Source organism: Corynebacterium sp. HMSC066C02, from assembly GCF_001814945.1.
GTDB lineage: Bacteria > Actinomycetota > Actinomycetes > Mycobacteriales > Mycobacteriaceae > Corynebacterium > Corynebacterium aurimucosum.
Genome location: NZ_KV818446.1, coordinates 14,806 through 33,666, shown reverse-complemented (window position 1 = coordinate 33,666; position 18,861 = coordinate 14,806). Strand labels below are relative to the sequence as shown.

18 protein-coding genes are annotated in these 18,861 nt (G+C 59.1%); 15 read left to right on the top strand and 3 right to left on the bottom strand.

Annotation, left to right across the window (positions count from 1 at the left end):
* Positions 1-81 precede the first annotated feature (81 nt).
* The 3 genes from tatA to HMPREF2996_RS04025 all read left to right on the top strand — a co-directional run bounded on the left by tatA (position 82) and on the right by HMPREF2996_RS04025 (position 4,436).
* Positions 82-345 (top strand): Sec-independent protein translocase subunit TatA, encoded by a 264-nt coding sequence (gene tatA, locus HMPREF2996_RS04035; protein WP_070446624.1) that lies wholly within the window; start codon positions 82-84, stop codon positions 343-345.
* 191 nt (positions 346-536) lie between these two features.
* Positions 537-1,526, top strand: a complete 990-nt coding sequence (gene tatC / locus HMPREF2996_RS04030; RefSeq protein ID WP_070710621.1) for a twin-arginine translocase subunit TatC — start codon at positions 537-539, stop codon at positions 1,524-1,526.
* A 96-nt stretch (positions 1,527-1,622) separates the two neighbouring features.
* Positions 1,623-4,436, top strand: coding sequence for a DEAD/DEAH box helicase (locus HMPREF2996_RS04025; protein WP_070730228.1), 2,814 nt, complete (start codon positions 1,623-1,625; stop codon positions 4,434-4,436).
* 9 nt (positions 4,437-4,445) lie between these two features.
* Here the strand turns inward: HMPREF2996_RS04025 and HMPREF2996_RS04020 are convergent, their stop codons facing one another.
* Positions 4,446-5,075 (bottom strand): trypsin-like peptidase domain-containing protein, encoded by a 630-nt coding sequence (locus tag HMPREF2996_RS04020; protein WP_246822984.1) that lies wholly within the window; start codon positions 5,073-5,075, stop codon positions 4,446-4,448.
* 45 nt (positions 5,076-5,120) lie between these two features.
* Between HMPREF2996_RS04020 and HMPREF2996_RS04015 the strand changes: the two genes are divergently transcribed.
* Positions 5,121-6,236 carry a M24 family metallopeptidase gene (locus HMPREF2996_RS04015; protein WP_070730223.1) on the top strand — a complete coding sequence of 372 codons (1,116 nt, stop codon included), beginning with the start codon at positions 5,121-5,123 and terminating at the stop codon, positions 6,234-6,236.
* Positions 6,236-7,009, top strand: coding sequence for an SDR family oxidoreductase (locus HMPREF2996_RS04010; RefSeq protein ID WP_070730221.1), 774 nt, complete (start codon positions 6,236-6,238; stop codon positions 7,007-7,009). Before HMPREF2996_RS04015 ends, HMPREF2996_RS04010 begins: the two co-directional genes overlap by 1 nt.
* Here the strand turns inward: HMPREF2996_RS04010 and HMPREF2996_RS04005 are convergent.
* The gene (locus HMPREF2996_RS04005; RefSeq protein WP_070730219.1) at positions 7,006-7,860 is read right to left on the bottom strand and encodes a cobalamin biosynthesis protein; all 855 of its coding nucleotides are present in this window, start codon (positions 7,858-7,860) and stop codon (positions 7,006-7,008) included. The genes HMPREF2996_RS04010 and HMPREF2996_RS04005 overlap by 4 nt on opposite strands.
* A 70-nt stretch (positions 7,861-7,930) precedes the next feature.
* Here HMPREF2996_RS04005 and HMPREF2996_RS04000 point away from each other — a divergent pair, with 70 nt between their 5' ends.
* From HMPREF2996_RS04000 to musI, 9 genes are all read left to right on the top strand, one after another.
* Positions 7,931-8,512 carry an FxsA family protein gene (locus HMPREF2996_RS04000; protein WP_070730217.1) on the top strand — a complete coding sequence of 194 codons (582 nt, stop codon included), beginning with the start codon at positions 7,931-7,933 and terminating at the stop codon, positions 8,510-8,512.
* Positions 8,512-9,999, top strand: coding sequence for an apolipoprotein N-acyltransferase (gene lnt, locus HMPREF2996_RS03995; RefSeq protein WP_070730215.1), 1,488 nt, complete (start codon positions 8,512-8,514; stop codon positions 9,997-9,999). Before HMPREF2996_RS04000 ends, lnt begins: the two co-directional genes overlap by 1 nt.
* 28 nt (positions 10,000-10,027) lie before the next feature.
* Positions 10,028-10,903: a polyprenol monophosphomannose synthase gene (locus HMPREF2996_RS03990; RefSeq protein WP_070730212.1), complete on the top strand. Its 876-nt coding sequence runs from the start codon at positions 10,028-10,030 to the stop codon at positions 10,901-10,903.
* A gap of 205 nt (positions 10,904-11,108) precedes the next feature.
* Positions 11,109-12,239: an ABC transporter ATP-binding protein gene (locus tag HMPREF2996_RS03985; protein ID WP_070643590.1), complete on the top strand. Its 1,131-nt coding sequence runs from the start codon at positions 11,109-11,111 to the stop codon at positions 12,237-12,239.
* Between the two features lie 82 nt (positions 12,240-12,321).
* Positions 12,322-13,566: a DUF4032 domain-containing protein gene (locus HMPREF2996_RS03980; protein ID WP_070717790.1), complete on the top strand. Its 1,245-nt coding sequence runs from the start codon at positions 12,322-12,324 to the stop codon at positions 13,564-13,566.
* 364 nt (positions 13,567-13,930) lie between these two features.
* Positions 13,931-15,262 carry an ABC transporter substrate-binding protein gene (locus HMPREF2996_RS03975; RefSeq protein WP_070730211.1) on the top strand — a complete coding sequence of 444 codons (1,332 nt, stop codon included), beginning with the start codon at positions 13,931-13,933 and terminating at the stop codon, positions 15,260-15,262.
* Between the two features lie 188 nt (positions 15,263-15,450).
* On the top strand, positions 15,451-16,296 hold the full coding sequence (locus HMPREF2996_RS03970; protein WP_070710629.1) for a carbohydrate ABC transporter permease: 846 nt from the start codon (positions 15,451-15,453) through the stop codon (positions 16,294-16,296).
* Positions 16,297-16,299: 3 nt separating this feature from the next.
* Positions 16,300-17,214 carry a carbohydrate ABC transporter permease gene (locus tag HMPREF2996_RS03965; RefSeq protein ID WP_070643599.1) on the top strand — a complete coding sequence of 305 codons (915 nt, stop codon included), beginning with the start codon at positions 16,300-16,302 and terminating at the stop codon, positions 17,212-17,214.
* A 24-nt stretch (positions 17,215-17,238) separates the two neighbouring features.
* Positions 17,239-17,880 carry an ABC transport system MusEFGK2I component MusI gene (musI, locus tag HMPREF2996_RS03960; protein WP_070511924.1) on the top strand — a complete coding sequence of 214 codons (642 nt, stop codon included), beginning with the start codon at positions 17,239-17,241 and terminating at the stop codon, positions 17,878-17,880.
* A gap of 102 nt (positions 17,881-17,982) precedes the next feature.
* Here musI and HMPREF2996_RS03955 read toward each other — a convergent pair whose 3' ends face one another.
* Positions 17,983-18,366, bottom strand: a complete 384-nt coding sequence (locus tag HMPREF2996_RS03955) for an RNA polymerase-binding protein RbpA (RefSeq protein WP_010186588.1) — start codon at positions 18,364-18,366, stop codon at positions 17,983-17,985.
* 135 nt (positions 18,367-18,501) lie between these two features.
* Here HMPREF2996_RS03955 and HMPREF2996_RS03950 point away from each other — a divergent pair, with 135 nt between their 5' ends.
* Entirely contained in the window at positions 18,502-18,861 is a 360-nt protein-coding gene (locus HMPREF2996_RS03950) for a hypothetical protein (protein ID WP_070643601.1), read from the top strand.

Sequence of the window (18,861 nt, the reverse complement as noted above, 5' to 3'; positions counted from 1 at the left end):
GCTCTCCTGCGTGCGCCCCGTGCAGCACTTCGTTGTGTGGAACCGTACGCTTTATCGACCTAGAAAGAAGGGGCACCCTCAATGACCGTGGGACCTTTGGAAATCGGCCTTGTCGTTCTCGTTATCGTGCTGTTGTTCGGCGCAAAGAAGCTGCCAGAGCTAGCTCGCTCTATGGGCCGGTCCATGCGCATCTTCAAGTCTGAAGTAAAAGAAATGAAGGAGGAGAACAACACTCCTGAGCAGCAGGCCCAGATTGCTGCTTCCAAGAAGAATGACGAAGACTTCTGGAATAGCCCGGAAATGCAGCCGCGTGCTTCTAAGCCGGCTGACGGAAACCAGAACTAATAATCTTTTCTCGGCAAGCAGGCCGCGCTCTGAGTTTTTCGGAGCACTAGGGCCTTGCCTGCCGCCGTGGGCTTTTCTGTGGAGGTCTTGCTGTGAGTGCCGCGAGCACACCGTCTAATGCTGGTTTTAACGCGCGGAAACAAAAATGGGGCTCAAAGCTACGCCGCAAGCCCAAGAATCCGACGGGGGAGATGACCCTAGTCCAGCACCTCCAGGAGCTGCGCCGACGCATCGTCATTTCTCTCCTCGCTTTGGCGGTTGGCGCCATCATTGGTTTTATTTGGTACCAGAACGCCCCGTTTGGCACGTCACCGCTGGGCGAAATCCTGCGCGGTCCTTATTGTTCGCTTCCTGAGGAAAAGCGTGTTTCTTTCACCTCCGACGGTGAGTGCCGCCTGCTTGCCACCAGCCCGTTCGAAATGCTGTTATTGCGCCTCAAGGTCGGTGCGTTGGCTGGCGCGGTATTGTCCTCACCGGTCTGGCTCTACCAAATCTGGGCCTTCATCGTGCCTGGCCTCCATAAGAACGAACGCCGCTTTACCTTCTTGTTTGTCTCGACAGCGGTTCTGCTTTTCGTCCTCGGCGCGGTTCTTGCCTACGTCATCCTTTCCGTGGGCTTGGAGTTCCTCATGGGAATGGGCTCCGAATACCAGACTGCGGCACTGACGGGTGAGCGATACTTCTACTTCTTGCTAGCGTTGCTCCTGATTTTCGGTGTGAGCTTTGAGATCCCATTACTCGTGGTCTGCCTCAACCTCATTGGTGTATTGGAATATGACCACGTCAAGGACAAGCGTCGCATCATCATTGTCGCCATCATGATTTTCGCGGCGGTTGTCACACCAGGCCAAGAGCCCTTCTCAATGTTGGTCTTGGCCGGAGCCCTCGTAATCCTTGTCGAGATAGCCTTCCAATTCTGCCGCATCAACGATAAGCGCCAGAAGCGCGAGCGCCCTGACTGGCTTGACCTCGATGACGAAACTGCCTCGTCCTTGGGTGAAGGCCCGGGTGCCATAGGCGCACCAACTCCTGTATCTGCATCCACAAGCGTTTCCGCTTCTTCGCGGCCAGTATCTTCGAGGCCTGTATCCCCGGCTTCGACCGGTGAAGCTCGGGTGTCGAAGCCTCAACCAACGAACACGCAGCCCCCGCAGAGCGGCTTTTTCGACGACGTTCTGTAGGCTTGTCGGCCTTCTTAGGGAACTTGTTCACGTTCCCGCTTGACACCAGGGACCGGCGTATTAGCAGGCGGTGTCTGACAGGTACCCTGGGGACTTATGACACTGACGCATCTGGACGAGTTCACCCAAGCACTTCCGTACTCACTGGATGATTTCCAAATCCAAGGATGCCAAGCCGTCGAAGCCGGCCACGGCGTTCTGGTCTGCGCGCCCACCGGCGCGGGTAAAACCGTGGTGGGTGAGTTCGCCGTGTCCTTGGCACTGCGCCAAGGGACCCGCTGTTTCTACACCACACCCATCAAGGCGCTGAGTAACCAGAAATACCACGACCTGGTTGACGCACATGGTGAGGATGCGGTCGGCCTGCTGACCGGTGATGTCTCCATCAACTCCTCCGCGGACATCCTCGTGATGACCACTGAGGTCCTGCGCAACATGATTTATGCGGGTTCAGGCGCACTGGATCGCTTGACCCACGTGGTGATGGATGAGATCCACTTCTTGGCCGACGCCTCACGCGGCGCAGTATGGGAAGAAGTCATCCTCAACCTGGAGGAGCACGTCTCCATCATTGGTCTATCCGCAACGGTGTCCAACTCCGAGGAATTCGGCCGGTGGCTGACCACCGTACGTGGTGACACCAAGGTCATCGTCACCGAAAAACGCCCCGTACCGCTGGATCAGTGGATGATGGTCGGCCGCAAAATCTATCCGCTCTTCGAACCCGACTCAGGCGGACAGGTAAACACTGAACTGGCGCGGCGCATCCAACGCCTGGAGACCGGCGATACCGATAATGGCCGCGCAGACTATGCCCAGAACCGTGCGAGCTTCCGCGCCCGCGCCCGTCACAAAGGCGGCGGGCGCCACGACCGGCACAGTGATCGGCGCAGCGGCGCACCCCGCGTGCAAGACCGCTACCGTCCGCTCGGCCGCCCGGAGGTACTCAAAGAGCTGCAGGCCATGGAGATGCTGCCGGCGATTACCTTCATTTTCTCCCGCGCAGGCTGCGATGGTGCGCTGTATCAGTGTTTGCGCTCCCGCATGGTGTTGACCTCCCCGGAAGAAGCCACCGAGATTAAGGCCATCGTCGATAAAGGCGTGGAAGGCATCCCGGAAGAGGACCTCAAGGTCCTTGATTTCAAGCGTTGGCGCGAGGCACTCTCGCGCGGCTTTGCTGCTCACCACGCAGGCATGCTTCCGGCCTTTCGGCACATCGTGGAGGAACTCTTCGTCAAGGGCCTCGTCCGGGCAGTCTTCGCCACCGAAACGCTTGCCCTGGGCATCAACATGCCGGCGCGCACCGTGGTGCTGGAGAAGCTGGTGAAGTTCAACGGCGAGGCACACGTGGACCTGACACCGGGCCAGTACACACAGCTCACCGGCCGCGCCGGTAGGCGAGGCATCGATACCTTGGGCAATGCCGTCGTGCAGTGGGCACCAGCTATGGATCCCACGGCGGTGGCGGGACTTGCATCGACCCGTACATATCCGCTTATTTCTACCTTCGAGCCCGGCTACAACATGGCCATCAACCTGCTGGGCATGCTCGGCTTTGATGACTCGCTGCGCCTGTTAGAAAAATCTTTCGCCCAGTTCCAGGCGGATGGATCCGTTGTGGAGGAAACCCGTGAGATTGAGCGCGCCGAGCACCGCGTTCGGGAGCTGCGCGCACAGTTGGATCAGGCCGTGGACAACCTGGCCCCGCCAGCCACCGATGGCGAAGACCCAGCTGAGATTCTCATGGATTATATGCGGCTGCGCCGCGCACTAACTGAGGAGGAAAAGTCAGCACGGGCTTCCAAAAAGGAGGAGCGCAACAAGGAGGTCGCGGCGGTCCTTGCCCGACTCCAAGTGGGAGAAGTCATCGCTATCGCCACGAAGAAGCGCCCAACGCTGGCCGTCGTTATTACCCCGGCAAACCAGACCGCTGATCCGCGCCCCTGGGTTACCACAGAGACTGGGTGGTCTGGTCGCATCGATTCGGCCGGTATTGATAATCCGCCAATCGTCGTCGGACACATGAAGCTACCGCGCGCAGCGCAGAAGAATCCGCGCCGCCATACCCGATTTGTCCAAGAGGCCTTTAAGCGCGACTACTACAAGCGACCTAAAAAGATGCGCACCGAGCCGCGCAATCGCCCCAACAAGAAGATCGCGCAGTTGCGCGATGCCCTCCGCGAACATCCGGTGCACCATTGGCCGGCGACCGACCGCGAGCAATTGGCCGGTGTGGCACAAAAGCTGGCGCGCCGCGAGAGAGAACTGGCGCGACTAGAGGCCAAGGTAGAGCGCGCCACAGATACCCTTGGCCGTACGTTTGAGCGCATCGTGGACCTGTTGGCAGAGATGGACTACGTGGAGTTCGAAGGCTATGGCGAGAACCGCGAACCGGTCATCACGGACGAAGGCGAGCGCTTGGCCAAGATCCATTCCGAATCCGACCTCCTGGTTGCTCAATGCCTCAAGCGCGGTATCTGGAACGAGCTTGACCCGGCGGAGCTCGCTGGTGTGGCTTCGCTCTGTGTCTTCGAAAACCGCAAGGCCACCCGCGGCGAACCTGGCGCAGCAACCGACGAGATGGCGGACGCCATGAACGCAACCTGGCGCATCTACGGAGAGCTTGTTGCTGATGAGAAGCGCCATAACCTGCCGCAGACCCGTGAACCGGAACCTGCCTTTGCGCTCGCCATCCACCAGTGGACCGCGGGCGCCCCCTTGGCTTATTGCATGGCCGCGGCAAACGAATCCGGCGCGGAACTCACCCCCGGTGACTTTGTCCGCTGGTGCCGACAGGTCATCGACCTGCTCCAGCAGGTGGCCAAGACCGGCTACGAGGACGAGATTCGCCGAAATGCCCGGCGCGCCATTGACGCGATCCAGCGCGGCGTCGTCGCCATCGGCGCCTAGGCCTAGCGCCTAGTTTTCGGAGCCACCGCGAAGCAGTGCCGTGGCTGCCGCCGCGAGTGCTTGGCGGTGGGGCGCAACGAGTGCCACAGTGGCGAGCTTGAGGTTGCGCCCCAGCGGGTTAAGTATGAGGGCTTGCGTACCGATGACGGCGTCATCGACTACAGCTGGACCGCCCGAGTCACCTTTGACTGCCGGAATCGTGTTGAAAACAAATCCGGCGGGGGAGACAGTGGTGCGGAAGTCAATGGACCAGGTGCGGAAGAAGGGAAGGAGAAAAAGCCCACTGCGTTGCTGGGCACGGCGAGCTTTTCCGCCGTATCCCCAGGTGGTGACTGGGGCGCGGAATGGTGGGGTGCTTTTTGCAAGCCCAGGAAGGTCCCGGGGAGGGGCCGGCCGGTCTAGCAAGCACAGCGCCATGTCGGTCCCGTCAATCGTGCGCACGGCGGCCACGCGCCGCTTGAACCCGCCACTCACCTTGTAGTGTTCCCCTCTGTCAAGGCCGCTGCGGAAAAAGTGCGCGCAGGTCAGAACCAACCGGGTTGCCTGCTGGGTGCGGGGGTCTAAGGACGCATCGATGAGCACTCCCGAGCAATAGCTTGAGCGATTACGGATCTTGACGGCAGCGCGATGGGAATTCACGCCTCCCAGCTTAACCGGACGAAGGCGGGCGGTAGGCTAACTGTCATGACTGATTATGCGTCCCGACTGAGCCGCTCCCGCACTATCGCCGCTGCTAAGGGCATCGACATCCTGTTAGTGGGGACAGGTGCCGAATTCGCGTACCTCACCGGTTCGTGGGTTTCCTCCCACGAGCGCCTGACCTGCTTGGTTATCCGCCCCGATGCCGAACCGGTAATCGTCGCCCCCAACACCGACATTGAGTCGCTTCAGGGCGTCGCAGCCCACCTAGTGGGATGGAGCGATGGGCAGGATCCCTATGCGCTGGCTTTGGAAGGCGTGCGCCCCAATACCGTTGCCTTGGGCTCCTCACTGACCGCCGATCACGTATTGCGTTTCCAGTCCGCAATTCGAAGCCAGCTAGATCCGTCCTCGCCGGATGTAACGCACGTGGAATACCTTCTAGCTACTGAGGCACTGGCTGAGCTCTTTAGTCGCAAAGACCCAGACGAGGTGGCGGAGCTACGCGCTGCCGCGGCGGCTATCGATGCCGTGCACGCCGAGGTCCCGCGTCTTTTAGAACCGGGACGCACTGAGGCCGAGGTAGCGTCTGATTTGCGGGAACTCATTTTGCGCGAGCACCGAGAGGTGGACTTCATCATCGTTGGTTCCGGCCCAAACGGGGCGAACCCGCACTACGACTATGGGGACAGAGAACTTGGCGCGGGCGATCCCGTGGTGGTGGATATCGGAGGGACGCTGCCGTCCGGTTATCACTCTGACTGCACCCGCACCTATGTGGTGGGGGCAGCCCCCTCTGCGGCACCCGCCGATTTCCAGGAGGCCTACGCGGTGTTGGAAAAGGCCCAGGCTGCCGGACGAGCTGCCGCACGCCCGGGGGCGAGCGCCCAGGATATTGACCGCGCCACGCGCAAGGTGATCGATGATGCTGGGTGGGGCGAGTATTTCACGCACCGCACCGGGCACGGCATTGGCTTGTCCACGCACGAGGAGCCCTTCATCATGGAGGGAAATGAGCTGGAGCTTTCCCAGTCCATGGCCTTTTCTATTGAGCCGGGTATCTACGTGCCGGGTAAGTGGGGCATGCGTCTGGAAGACATCGTGGTGACCACTGAATCCGGGTGTGAGTCCCTGAACCAGGCACCGCGGGGGTTACGCTAATGAGACGCACTGGTGCGCTGTTGATTCTTGGCGGGCGCAGCGATATCGGCGGCGAGCTTGCGCGTCGGCTGTGCGCAGGCCGCCCAGTGGTACTTGCCGCGCGGGGTGAGCACGGTATGGAGGAACTCACCACAGAGCTTCTCCGCAGAGGGGCGATTTCCGTGCACACGCTATCTTTCGACGCTGCGGATGTCTCCTCCCACCGCGCGGTCATCGAACAAGCCTCAGCACTCGCGGGTGAGGACATCACAACAGCAGTCGTCGCCTTCGGAATCCTGGGTGATCAGGAACGCGCCGAGCACGACGAGGCCCAGGCCTTCGACATAGCACTGGTGGACTATGCAGCACAGGTATCCATGCTCACCGTGCTCGCTGATGTCATGACCACGGGCCACATCGTGGCCTTTTCGTCCATTGCCGGCTGGCGTGCGCGCAGAGCCAACTATGTCTATGGCTCGACCAAGGCAGGCCTGGATGCTTTCTGCCAGGGGTTGGCGGATCGGCTGCAGGGCAGCGACCTAGCCCTGATCACCGCGCGCCCCGGGTTCGTCATCGGATCCATGACTGAGGGGATGAAACCCGCGCCCTTGTCGGTGACCCCAGACGTCGTGGCACAAGCTGTGGTGAAGGCCATCGAGTCCTCGTCGGGTACCGGGTCCCCGTCGGATTCACGGCCGGTCTCCCGCACGCTATGGATCCCTCGGAGGCTTCAGGTGTTGGCTTGGATCATGAAGCTGGTCCCACGGCCAATCTGGCGGCACATGCCGCGCTAGTGATGCCCGAGGGCGGGAGAGTTGAGGGCGGGAGAGTTAGCGTCAAAGATGAAGCCGCGCGGGGCAAGGACTCGCAAGACGACGTCAGCATCGCCTTCGGGCAAATCGTGGATGACCAAACCCCGCCACGGCGTTACTGAAATCGAAGCGCCCAGCTGGGCGATGAGTCCTGCGTACTCCCCAGGCAGCACACCATCCTGCAGGCCCGCACCCAGATCGACGCGGCCGGGCTCAGTGTGTTCGGTCAGCCAGCCGATGGGCAAGGTCGGCGCGGCAAAGGCAGCACGCGTCGGTGAGGGGAAGCCATCGATGGCTTCAGGGCGCTGAGCAGATAGCTCGAGCACGTAGTCGACGAGCTGAGAAATCGCATCGTCTAGTTCTAGGACCGGACCGGTAACCGCCCCCTCTCGGATGAGGCGCGCGGAGCTGGCGTCCTCGTCTTCTCCAGTGCTAGCACCGGATAGTTGGAGCCCAGCCGCCACACCGTGTGAGAGGAGATCGCCCGCGCCACCATCGATACCAAAGACTGCATCCTGGTCGAGAGCGGCGGAGGCTCCTTCAGCTTCGGCCAGGACATCAGCAACGCGCTGCGCCACACGGCGTGCATGAAGGGAGAGGGGAGAGGCCAGCACGTGGGCGTCGGTGGTGGGCAGGGGGACATCGCCAAGCACCTGCTCATCGCGGATGCCGCGCAGGCTGATGACGCTGTGCTCCTCAAGGTACACATGGCCATCGCCATATTCCCTGGCGGCCTGGCCTAGGACAAGCCACTGCTCGGGGGTGACAACACCACCGGCGGGATGGAAGCGCAAGGTATCGGATTCGGAATGCTTCGACTCGGGAAGGGACATGGTGGGTCAGTCTAATCGCTCCGGGAGAGTCACCAGCGAACCGGCAGGTCCAGCAAGTATGGTGGGCTGCATGCCGTTTCTTCTGTTCATCGTGTACATCCTCCTCGAAACCCTGGCGTTTTGGGCAGTTGCCGAGTGGATTGGTGTGCTGTGGGCACTACTAGCCTTGGCGCTGACCATGCTCTTCGGTATGACGATAGCCAGCTGGGAAGTTCGCCGCATGATGGTCAGCCGCATCCGCCAGACCGAAGACGGAGTCTATGTAATGGAGGATCCCACTCCAGGTAAAACAGCCGGCAACGTCGGCCTGACTATGGTGGGCGGAATCCTGCTTTCGCTGCCCGGCTTCGTCTCCACGATCATCGGGGTTCTGCTCATTTTTGCGCCAACGCGTTCCATCATCCGCACGCTTCTTGCTGCGTCGATGTTCCGGAAAATCGAAGACATGGGCGTGCGCGTTTACGAGGCCTCACCCATGGCGCAGCACCGCGACTCCTATGGATCCTTTGGAAACTTCGGTGCGGGCGCTGCCGGCAGCGCCATGGGAAGCAGGGGACAAGCGGACCAAACGCACGAAGTCCTCGATGAAGATGAAATCCGCACATGGACCCAACACGTCAAGCCCGAAGACTTTGAGGACGGAAATAAATAGTGCTCGCTGTGTGTGCCCGGCTTGTCCTCGCAGCTCTTTCGGGCGCGGTCACGTATCTGTCGGTGGAGCCGCGCGGCTGGTGGGCTGCGGGAATCATTGGGGTGGCCATGTTGGTGGCTGCGTTATCTCCTTGGCGAAAGCCCCTGCATTTAGGGTGGGCGGCGCTCATCGCTGTGGTCCATAGCGCTGTCTTGTATCTATTCACCCTGCCGTGGATTGGTGAGCTCGTGGGCAACATGCCCTATATTGCGCTCGCTATCTTCCTGTCCTTGTACAGCATCCTCCTCGGCGTCGGCGGGGCAGCGTTGCTGCGCCTGAATTATGGCTTCGCACTTTTTCCCTTCTTTTATGTGGCGGTGGAAATGCTGCGCTCCTCCGTGCCCTTTGGGGGGTTTGCCTGGGTACGTCTGGCGTGGGGACAGATTGAAGGGCCGCTTGCCAACCTTGCCCCATGGGGTGGGCCTGCGCTCATTAGCTTTGCGGTCGTCTGCGTCGCCGCGGGTGTGGTGGGCCTTACGCGCGCACCACGGTTGGCCTGTGCCTTGCTGGCGGTGCCGCTTCTTGCAGGGCTCATCGCAGCGCAAGGCGTGAATCGACCGAACCACACCACAGGCACGGTCACGGTAGCCGCCGTCCAGGGAAACGTCCCGCGGCTGGGCCTTGACTTTGCAGCGCAACGCCGCGCAGTGTTGGATAACCACGTCCGCGTCACTGAGCAGGCAGCCCAGGATGGCGCTGAGCCAGACATCGTCATTTGGCCTGAGAACTCCTCCGACATCAATCCTTTTGCCAACGAGGACGCACGGGCGCTTATCGACGGCGCCGCCCACGACATCGACGCCCCCATCTTGGTCGGAACTCTCACCCGAGATGAGGTCGGCGCGCGCAATACTATGCAGGTATTCAACCCGGATGGCTCGGTGGGGCAACACCACTACAAGAAGTACTTGCAGCCCTTTGGTGAGACGATGCCGATGCGCGATTTCTTTAGGAAGATCACTGATCTGGTAGACCTAGCGGGCGATATGAAGCCCGGTGACGGGTCAGGCGTGGTGACCATGGCCGGGACTGCAGTGGGCGTTGCTACGTGCTATGAGGTCAGCTTTGACCAGGCGTTCCGAACGGCAATCGATAACGGCGCACAGATTCTCACGACGCCGACAAATAACGCCACGTTCAGCGATTCTGACATGACCTACCAGCAGCTGGCCATGAGCCGCCTGCGCGCGATAGAAGCGGACCGAGCCGTGGTTGTGGCCGCCACATCTGGAGTCTCAGCCATCGTGCACCCCGATGGTTCAGTGAGCCAAGACAGCGGTATCTTTGAACCGGCTTATCTCGAAGAGGAACTTCCGCTGCGAGAAGGGCGTACATTTGCGGTGCGTTATGGTTCGCTCCTGCAGTGGCTCATGACTATTATTGGAACGGTCTGCGCGCTGTTTGCGATCTATTCCACCCGCTTGTCCGGACGACGCAGCGCGTCTTAAAGCAGAAACCTAAAGGAGCAAGGAACTAGTGAGCTCGACCCACGAATCTACTCTGGTCATCATCCCCACCTACAACGAGATTGAGAACCTGCCGCTGATCACCGGCCGCGTGCGCAAGGCCACTCCCGAGGTTCACATCCTGATCGTGGACGATAATTCCCCGGATGGCACCGGAGAGGCCGCAGACAAGCTGGCCGCTGAGGATTCTCACCTGCACGTGCTGCACCGTGAAGGCAAGGGTGGCCTTCTTGGCGCTTATATCGCCGGCTTCGAGTGGGGACTGGAGAAGGATTACCAGGTTCTGTGCGAAATGGACGCCGACGGCTCCCACGCGCCGGAGCAGCTCCACCTCTTGCTTGAAGAAATCAAGAAGGGCGCAGATCTGGTCATTGGCTCTCGCTACGTACCGGGCGGAGAGACAGTGAACTGGCCTGCCAACCGCGAGCTGCTTTCCCGCTTGGGCAACAAGTACATTTCGGTTGCCCTGGGTGCCGGAATCAATGACATGACTGCTGGCTACCGTGCTTTCCGGCGCGAGCTGCTTGAACACCTCGACTTTGAAGAGCTCTCCAACGCCGGATACATCTTCCAGGTGGACGTTGCCTTCCGCGCCATTAAGGATGGCTTCGATGTCCGTGAGGTTCCGATCACCTTTACCGAGCGCGAGCTTGGCGAATCCAAGCTGGACGGCTCCTTTGTCAAGGATTCCCTGCTCGAAGTAACCAAGTGGGGCGTGGCTCACCGCTCCGAGCAGATCAGCGATTTCACCTCGGAGGTTTCGAAGATCGGCTCCCGCACGGTCAAGGACCTGGAGCTTGGCCCGAAGGTCAACACGGCAAAGAATGCCGTGGCCGACTTTGTTTCCGAAGTCTCCAACCTGGTGAAAGGCACCCTCAAGCGTTAATTTGATGCTCATGGCGCCTCATACACGCGCGTAAGGAATAAGAACCAGCCCGGAAGCCCGTTATGGTTTCCGGGCTTTTGCCGTAGTTACCAGTGCTAGTGCTAATGTCATAAGTAGCACTGTAGCTGGTGCACAGTGATTTACTTCACTGTTTCTCACACTACGGATCGTTCGGCACGTACCTGTCGATGGAGGAGATTTTGCTATGGCAACCGTAACGTTCAAAGATGCATCCCTGACCTACCCGGGAGCAAAGGAACCCACCGTCAAGAAATTCAACCTGGAAATCGCTGATGGCGAGTTCCTCGTCCTCGTCGGTCCTTCCGGCTGTGGTAAATCCACCACACTGCGCATGCTGGCCGGTTTGGAAAACGTTACTGACGGTGCCATTTACATCGGAGACAAGGACGTCACCCACGTTGCACCGCGTGACCGTGACATCGCCATGGTTTTCCAGAACTATGCTCTCTACCCACACATGACCGTGCGCGAGAACATGGGCTTCGCACTGAAGATCGCCGGCAAGTCCCAAGACGAGATCAATAAGCGCGTCGACGAAGCAGCCGCTACCTTGGGCCTGACCGAATTCTTGGAGCGCAAGCCGAAGGCCCTGTCCGGTGGTCAGCGCCAGCGTGTGGCCATGGGCCGCGCCATTGTTCGTAACCCGCAGGTCTTCCTCATGGATGAGCCGCTGTCTAACCTCGATGCCAAGCTGCGTGTTCAGACGCGTACGCAGATTGCAGCCCTGCAGCGCAAGCTTGGAGTTACCACCGTCTACGTCACCCACGACCAGACGGAGGCCTTGACCATGGGTGACCGTATCGCGGTGCTGAAGGATGGCTACCTGCAGCAGGTTGGCGCGCCCCGCGAGCTTTATGACCGCCCCGCCAACGTCTTCGTCGCGGGCTTCATCGGCTCCCCAGCCATGAACTTGGGCACCTTCTCAGTCAAGGATGGTGACGCCACCTCTGGCCACGCTCGCATCGAGCTTTCCCCGGAAACCCTTGCCGCGATGACGCCCGAGGATAATGACCGCATCACCATCGGTTTCCGCCCGGAAGCACTGGAGATCATTCCGGAGGGCGAGTCCACAGATCTTTCCATCCCGATCAAGCTCGACTTCGTGGAGGAACTTGGTTCTGATTCCTTCCTCTACGGCAAGTTGGTGGGCGAGGGCGACCTTGGATCCTCAAGCGAGGACGTCCCCGAGTCCGGCCAAATCGTCGTCCGCGCTGCGCCGAACACCGCGCCGGCCCCGGGCAGCATTTTCCACGCGCGCATCGTGGAGGGTGGCCAGCACAACTTCTCGGCGTCGACCGGCAAGCGCCTTCCTTAAGCCCCCGTGCCGGCTGCCCCGCGGCACGTAATGAATAGGACAGTTTCAGCCATAGTCAGCAGAAAAGGTGGAGTGATTCACCATGAAAGAGTCCATGAGCATCACCTCGTCGACGTACGCGTCGGCACTGCTGACGCTGCCCTGGGACACACCATTAGAGCAGTGGCCCGATGCTCTCATCGCCGCATTGCCCAGGGGTATTTCCCGGCATATCGTGCGGTTCGTGGGGATCAACCGTGGCATCGTCGCGGTCAAAGAAATTGGTGCGCGTACCGCCCACCACGAGTACAAGATGCTGCGTGAACTGCAGCGCCTTGGCGCCCCTAGTGTGCGCCCCGTAGCCGTGATCACCGGCCGCCATCCGGCAGAGGAAGACTACGGGGAACTCACCGCAGCTTTGGTAACCGAGCACTTGGAGTTCTCCCTGCCCTATCGCGAGATCTTCTCTCGGCACCTCACGGTCGTGGAAGCGGAGAAGCTCATCCGCGCCCTGTCCGTGCTGTTGGTGCGGATGCATCTGCTCAACTTCTACTGGGGCGATGTGTCACTGTCCAACACTCTCTTTCGGCGCGATGCTGAGACCTATTCCGCCTATCTTGTCGATGCCGAGACGGGCGAGTTCCAACCCAACCTCTCCGAATCACGCAGGCTTTACGACGTCGACATTGCCCGCGTCAACATCATCGGCGAGCTCATGGACCTACAGGCGGGTGAATGCTTGGATGGGTCTATCGATGTCATTACACTAGGCAGCCTTGTCGAGAGTTCCTATCTTGAGCTGTGGACAGAACTCACCGCTGAGGAGGCCGTGGATGCCAGTGAGTACTGGCGCGTCTCCGAGAGAATCGACCGCCTCAACCAACTGGGCTTTGATGTAGGGGAGCTCAAGGTAACCAAGGACGATTCTCGGCAGGTGGTGCGAATCCGGCCCGTAGTGGTGGATCCGGGTCACTATCGTGCAGAGCTGTTGAGCTTAACTGGACTCAGCGTCGAAGAGCATCAAGCCCAACGCCTTCTGGGCTCCATCCAGGCCTACCAGGCCGTGGAATGTGGGCCTCACGTCGGCCTTACCCAGGCCGCGCACTTGTGGATGACGCATGAGTATGAGCCGACTATCGCTGCCGTGCCCGAAGAGATGCTAGACAAGCTTGAGCCGGCACAAATCTTCCACGAGATAGTCGATCACCGTTGGTTCCTCGCCCAGGAAAGGGGAGAGGCCGTCACGCTCGCGGAGGCCACGGCATCCTATCTGGCGTCTGTACTACCAGCCCGCCGTGCTGAGGCCCGGCTCCTCAACACGCCCCCGGCAGACGAAGACTTGTCATAACCTCTCGCGTGTCCCAACAACGCCCGCAATCTCAAATCCAACCAGACTTTTTCAACTGCTTTTTATATGTTTTGTAAGTTTTAAGCCCGATTGCCCCATAAATGGGGAGGGTTTCCATGCCCGAATATGGATATGGTCACAATCGGGTGTTTTATGTCCGAATTCTTTTGAATATGTGGACTACCTCACTAAGATGGAGGGCAGGCTAACCAGTTCATAGTCGGACTACGATCCGCTATGAAGCACTTGGTGGCGCTGGGAAGAAGCCTTCGTTACGGGAGGTCTCCCAGACACAACCGAATACGAGCCGGGTATCTATCCCTGGCCCACCATCCCGCTTTTCATCAAGAAAGATGAGGACCTCATGAAGCGTCTTACTCGCATCGCATCCATCAGCATGGCATCCATGCTCGCCGCCGCAAGTCTCGTCGCATGCTCAGGCTCCACCGACGAGGAAGGCGATGTTTACTTCCTGAACTTCAAGCCTGAACAGGACGCGGCATACCAGGAAATCGCAAAGGCCTACACTGAAGAAACCGGTGTCAAGGTCAAGGTCGTTACCGCCGCCTCCGGCTCTTATGAGCAGACCCTCAAGGCGGAAATCGGTAAGGATGAAGCCCCGACTCTCTTCCAGGTCAACGGACCTGCTGGCTTCATCACCTGGCAAGACTACATGGCGGATATGTCGGACACTGAGGTAGCTAAGCAGCTCACCGACGACATCCCACCGCTAACCACCGAGGACGGAGAGGTACGCGGCGTCCCGTTCGCCGTCGAAGGCTTCGGCATCATCTACAACGACGAGATCTTCGACAAGTACATCGCCACCTCCGGCGCGAAGATCAAGTCCACGGATGAAATCAAGGGCTACCAAAAGCTCAAGGAAGTCGCCGAGGATATGCAGGCAAAGAAGGACGAGCTCGGTATCGAGGGCGCCTTCGCCTCCACCTCACTGACCTCCGGTGAAGACTGGCGTTGGCAGACCCACTTGGCTAACGCTCCGATCTGGCAGGAGTACCAGGACAAGAACGTCGAGGACACCAACGATATCGAGTTCTCCTACAACAAGGAGTACAAGAATCTCTTCGACCTCTACCTTGATAACTCCACCGTAGAAAAGTCTCTTGCACCTTCTAAGACGGTGTCTGATTCCATGGCTGAGTTTGCGCAGGGTAAGGCCGCCATGGTTCAGAACGGTAACTGGGCATGGTCCCAGATTTCCGAGACCTCTGGCAACGTGGTCAAGGAAGACAAGATCAAGTTCTTGCCCATGTACATGGGTCTGCCAGACGAAGAAAAGTACGGCATCAACGTCGGCACCGAGAACTACTTGGGCGTGAACTCTGAGGCCTCTGAGGTCGACCAGCAAGCCACTAAGGACTTCGTAGATTGGCTGTTTACCTCTGATGCTGGCAAGGAGCACGTGGTGAAGGACCTGGGCTTCATCGCACCGTTCGAAAGCTACACCGCTGAAGACACCCCGAATGATCCCCTTGCTGAGCAGGTCGCGGAAGCTATCGCTAACGAGGATCTGACCACCTACCCGTGGAATTTCCAGTACTTCCCGTCGCAGCAATTCAAGGATGACTTCGGCCAGGCCTTGTCGCAATACGCCTCCGGAACGCTGAAGTGGGAGGACGTCGTCAAGCAGTTCAAGGACAACTGGGCTGCTGAGAAGGAATCTAACTGGGGCTAAATCTTTAAAGTCCCAATCCCCTCGCCAAACGTCTTCCGGCATTGGAGGGCGGGGAGGGGAGTAGGTGAGGATTGTGGCCCACGCCGGTGGCACGTGCGCGACTGGTTCTCCGCATCCTCAGCCTCTTCTCCTCGCCGCCTTCCCGCTGGGAAACGTGTGGCACCACCTGAAGTTAAGGTTTCACCACCATGCAAGCAACGCTGAAGAAGTATTTCCCAGTCTTTGTCTTGCCCACCCTTCTGGCATTCATGATTGCCTTCTTGGTGCCGTTCATCGTGGGTTTCTTCCTCTCATTTACGAAGTTCACCACCATCACCAACGCCAGATGGGTTGGCATCGACAACTACGTCAAAGCTTTCTCCCAACGCGAAGGTTTCATCTCCGCCTTCGGTTTCACCGTCCTCGTGGTCATCGTTTCCGTGATCACCGTCAACGTCTTCGCCTTCCTCTTGGCGTGGATGCTTACTCGCAAACTCCGCGGTACCAATTTTTTCCGCACAGTCTTCTTCATGCCGAACCTCATCGGCGGCATCGTGCTGGGTTATACCTGGCAGACCATGATCAACGCCGTGCTCTCGCACTATTCCACAACGATTAGTGCGGACTGGAAGTTTGGCTACGCCGGCCTCATCATGCTGCTTAACTGGCAGCTGATCGGCTATATGATGATCATTTATATCGCCGGCCTCCAGAACGTCCCGCCCGAGCTCATCGAGGCTGCCGAGCTCGACGGTGTCAATAAGTGGGAGATGCTGCGCCACGTCACTATTCCGATGGTCATGCCGTCGATTACCATCTGCCTCTTCCTGACTTTGTCGAACTCCTTCAAGCTCTTCGACCAGAACTTGGCGCTGACCAACGGCGCTCCTGGCGGGCAAACTGAGATGGTGGCGCTCAACATCGTCAACACGCTCTTTAACCGTATGAATGTCGAGGGGGTCGGCCAGGCCAAGGCTGTCATCTTCGTCGTCGTTGTGGTCGTCATCGCTTACTTCCAGCTGCGCGCGACCCGCTCCAAGGAAATCGAGGCTTAAGTTATGACTACCAGCACTTCAGCGCAGGCCGTTCCGGCCTCGAAGAAGAAGGACCACCAGCTTCCCTCGGATAATAAGACTCGGATGTCTGGCGGCGCCAAGTTCGTGGTCTACGCCATTCTGGTGTTCTTCACCATCGTCTTCCTTGGGCCGATCCTCTTCATCTTCATCAACTCCTTTAAGTCCAAGTTCGCTATCTCCTCCGATCCTTTCTCGCTTCCCATCGGTGAAACGTGGGTCGGCTTCGAGAACTTCATGGTGGGCTTGACCAAGCAGGGATTCTTGGAAGCGACCTTGTGGTCCTTCATCATCACGATCCTGTCCGTCATCGTCATCGTGTTCTTCTCCGCGATGACCGCCTACTACATCACGCGCGTCAAGACGTGGTGGACAAACCTTCTGTACTACCTCTTCGTGGTCTCCATGATCATCCCCTTCCAGATGGTCATGTTCCCGACGGTCAAGATTGCAGACATGCTTCACCTCAACAACCCGATCGGTATCGTGGTGCTTTACCTCGGTTTCGGTTCCGGTCTGTCGGTGTTCATGTTTGCGGGCTTCGTCAAGTCCATCCCTCTGGATGTCGAGGAAGCCGCGATGATCGACGGTTGTGGGCCGATCCAAAACTACTTCCGTGTGGTGTGGCCCATGCTCAAGCCGACTGCCATTACCGTGGCCATTCTCAACGCCATGTGGGTGTGGAACGACTACCTGCTGCCGTACTTGGTCATCGGTCTGTCCACGCGATACAAGACCATCCCGGTGGTCATCCAGTCCTTCGTTGGCTCCAACGGTAACCGCGATATGGGTGCCATGATGGCCATGCTGGTACTGGCCATCATCCCCATCGTCATCTTCTACTTCTCCACGCAGAAGCACATCATCGAAGGTGTGGCTGCCGGTGCCGTGAAGGGTTAAACCGGTGCGATAGGTTAGAAAACCATGAATCGCATGCTCGGCCCCGAATCGAAGTTCTACGCTGCTCTGAGCCTCTTCGCTGACCTAGTCATCGTGAATGTTCTCTTGGTGATCACGTGCTTTCCCGTGTTCACCGGGGGAATGTCCTTGCGCACCGCCCATGCGGTGACCGGGCAGATGGTCCGGGAGGAAGGTTCTCGCCGCGGCTCAGCCTTCGTTCGGGGCCTTCTGACGCGTCCCGGGGTCAACACCGCATGGTGGTTGATTTGCCTCGCCGTCGCCGCCTTAGCCGCGTATGAATTCGCCATTATTGCCAAGGCAGATCTGGGTTCAATGGGCCTGATACTGCGTGCAGCCTTGATCTCGGGGCTTATCGTATTGGGCTGTGTCAGCGTATGGTTCTTCCATCTCGATGCGCCGGGGCTCGGATTCCGTCAAAGAAGCACACAGGCCATAATGAAGGCGGTAGGGCACCTACCGCGTACTCTATTGGCAGTATTGCCTGGCATAGTGCTTGTTCTGTATCCCGTCTTTTTCCCAGCGCAGTGGGGAGGCTACCTGTTCTTCCTCGCGGTGCTGGGCCCAGCTCTCGCGGTCTATCTCGCCGAGCTAGTGCTGCAATGGCCCGAACTCAATTCGCAATCACCCGATAGCTCTTCTTCCTAACGCGGTGCGCGCCAGCTGGCCTAAAGCCGAAAATAGGGTAGCGGTATCCACGTCATCGTGGATCCGCTACCCTGTGGTCTTTGTGGGCTTCCTAGAAGCCCTCTAAGCTTCGCCTTCTTCCTGCGCCTTCTGTTCCTTGAGCAGACGGGCGGCCGCGCGGCGACGAGAACGAAGATTCTCAATGCGCTCGGTCAAAAGTTCATCCAACTCCTCAATGGAGCGGCGCTCGCGCAGCATGTCCCAGTGGGTCCGCGGTGGCTTCACGGGCTTGGACTCGACGCCTTCGCCTTCAACCAGGGTGCCGAGTTTTCCGTTCTTACACATCCACTCCTCGGGGATCTCCGCATCGTCAGCGAAGGGCACCTCATAGATGTCGCCGTCTTCGGTGCGGTACTTCACCATTTGGCGTGGGGCCAAGTCGTGGTCGCGGTCGGTTTCGTAACTCACTGCGCCCATGCGGCTGCCACGGAGTACGCGATCTGCCATGCAACATCATCCTTTTCACGTGTTGAGGTAGGGAAGTGATCAGGGTCGACCCATATCACCCAGAGAACAATCATTATAACGAACGGCCCACTGCCTTTGTTCCCACCCTCGGTTTAATGGGCTAAGGTGTGTGAGGTGATTGGTACACAGGATCCGCAGCCCGGAAAGCCAACAAGGCGCGGCTCGGCTACCTGCCAGTGGTGCGGCAAAGAGATCGCCCAGGGCGGCCGAGGAAGGCCTCGCAAGTTTTGCTCGCCCTCGTGCAAGCAACGCGCGTACGAACAGCGCCATAACGTCGCAGGGACGCCTATTCCAGCCAACGCTGTCATCTTGACTCCGGAGAAGGCCGACCGACTTCGTGACGGCCTCTTCGAGCTTCGATGCTGTGCCGAGGACGTCGCCACGGCGGCGTCGGAAAGCGCCAGCGCTGAAGAAATGGAAGAACTGTGTGCCGAACTGGTCACATTGGCTCGCAAGCTTGAGGAATTGAGATAG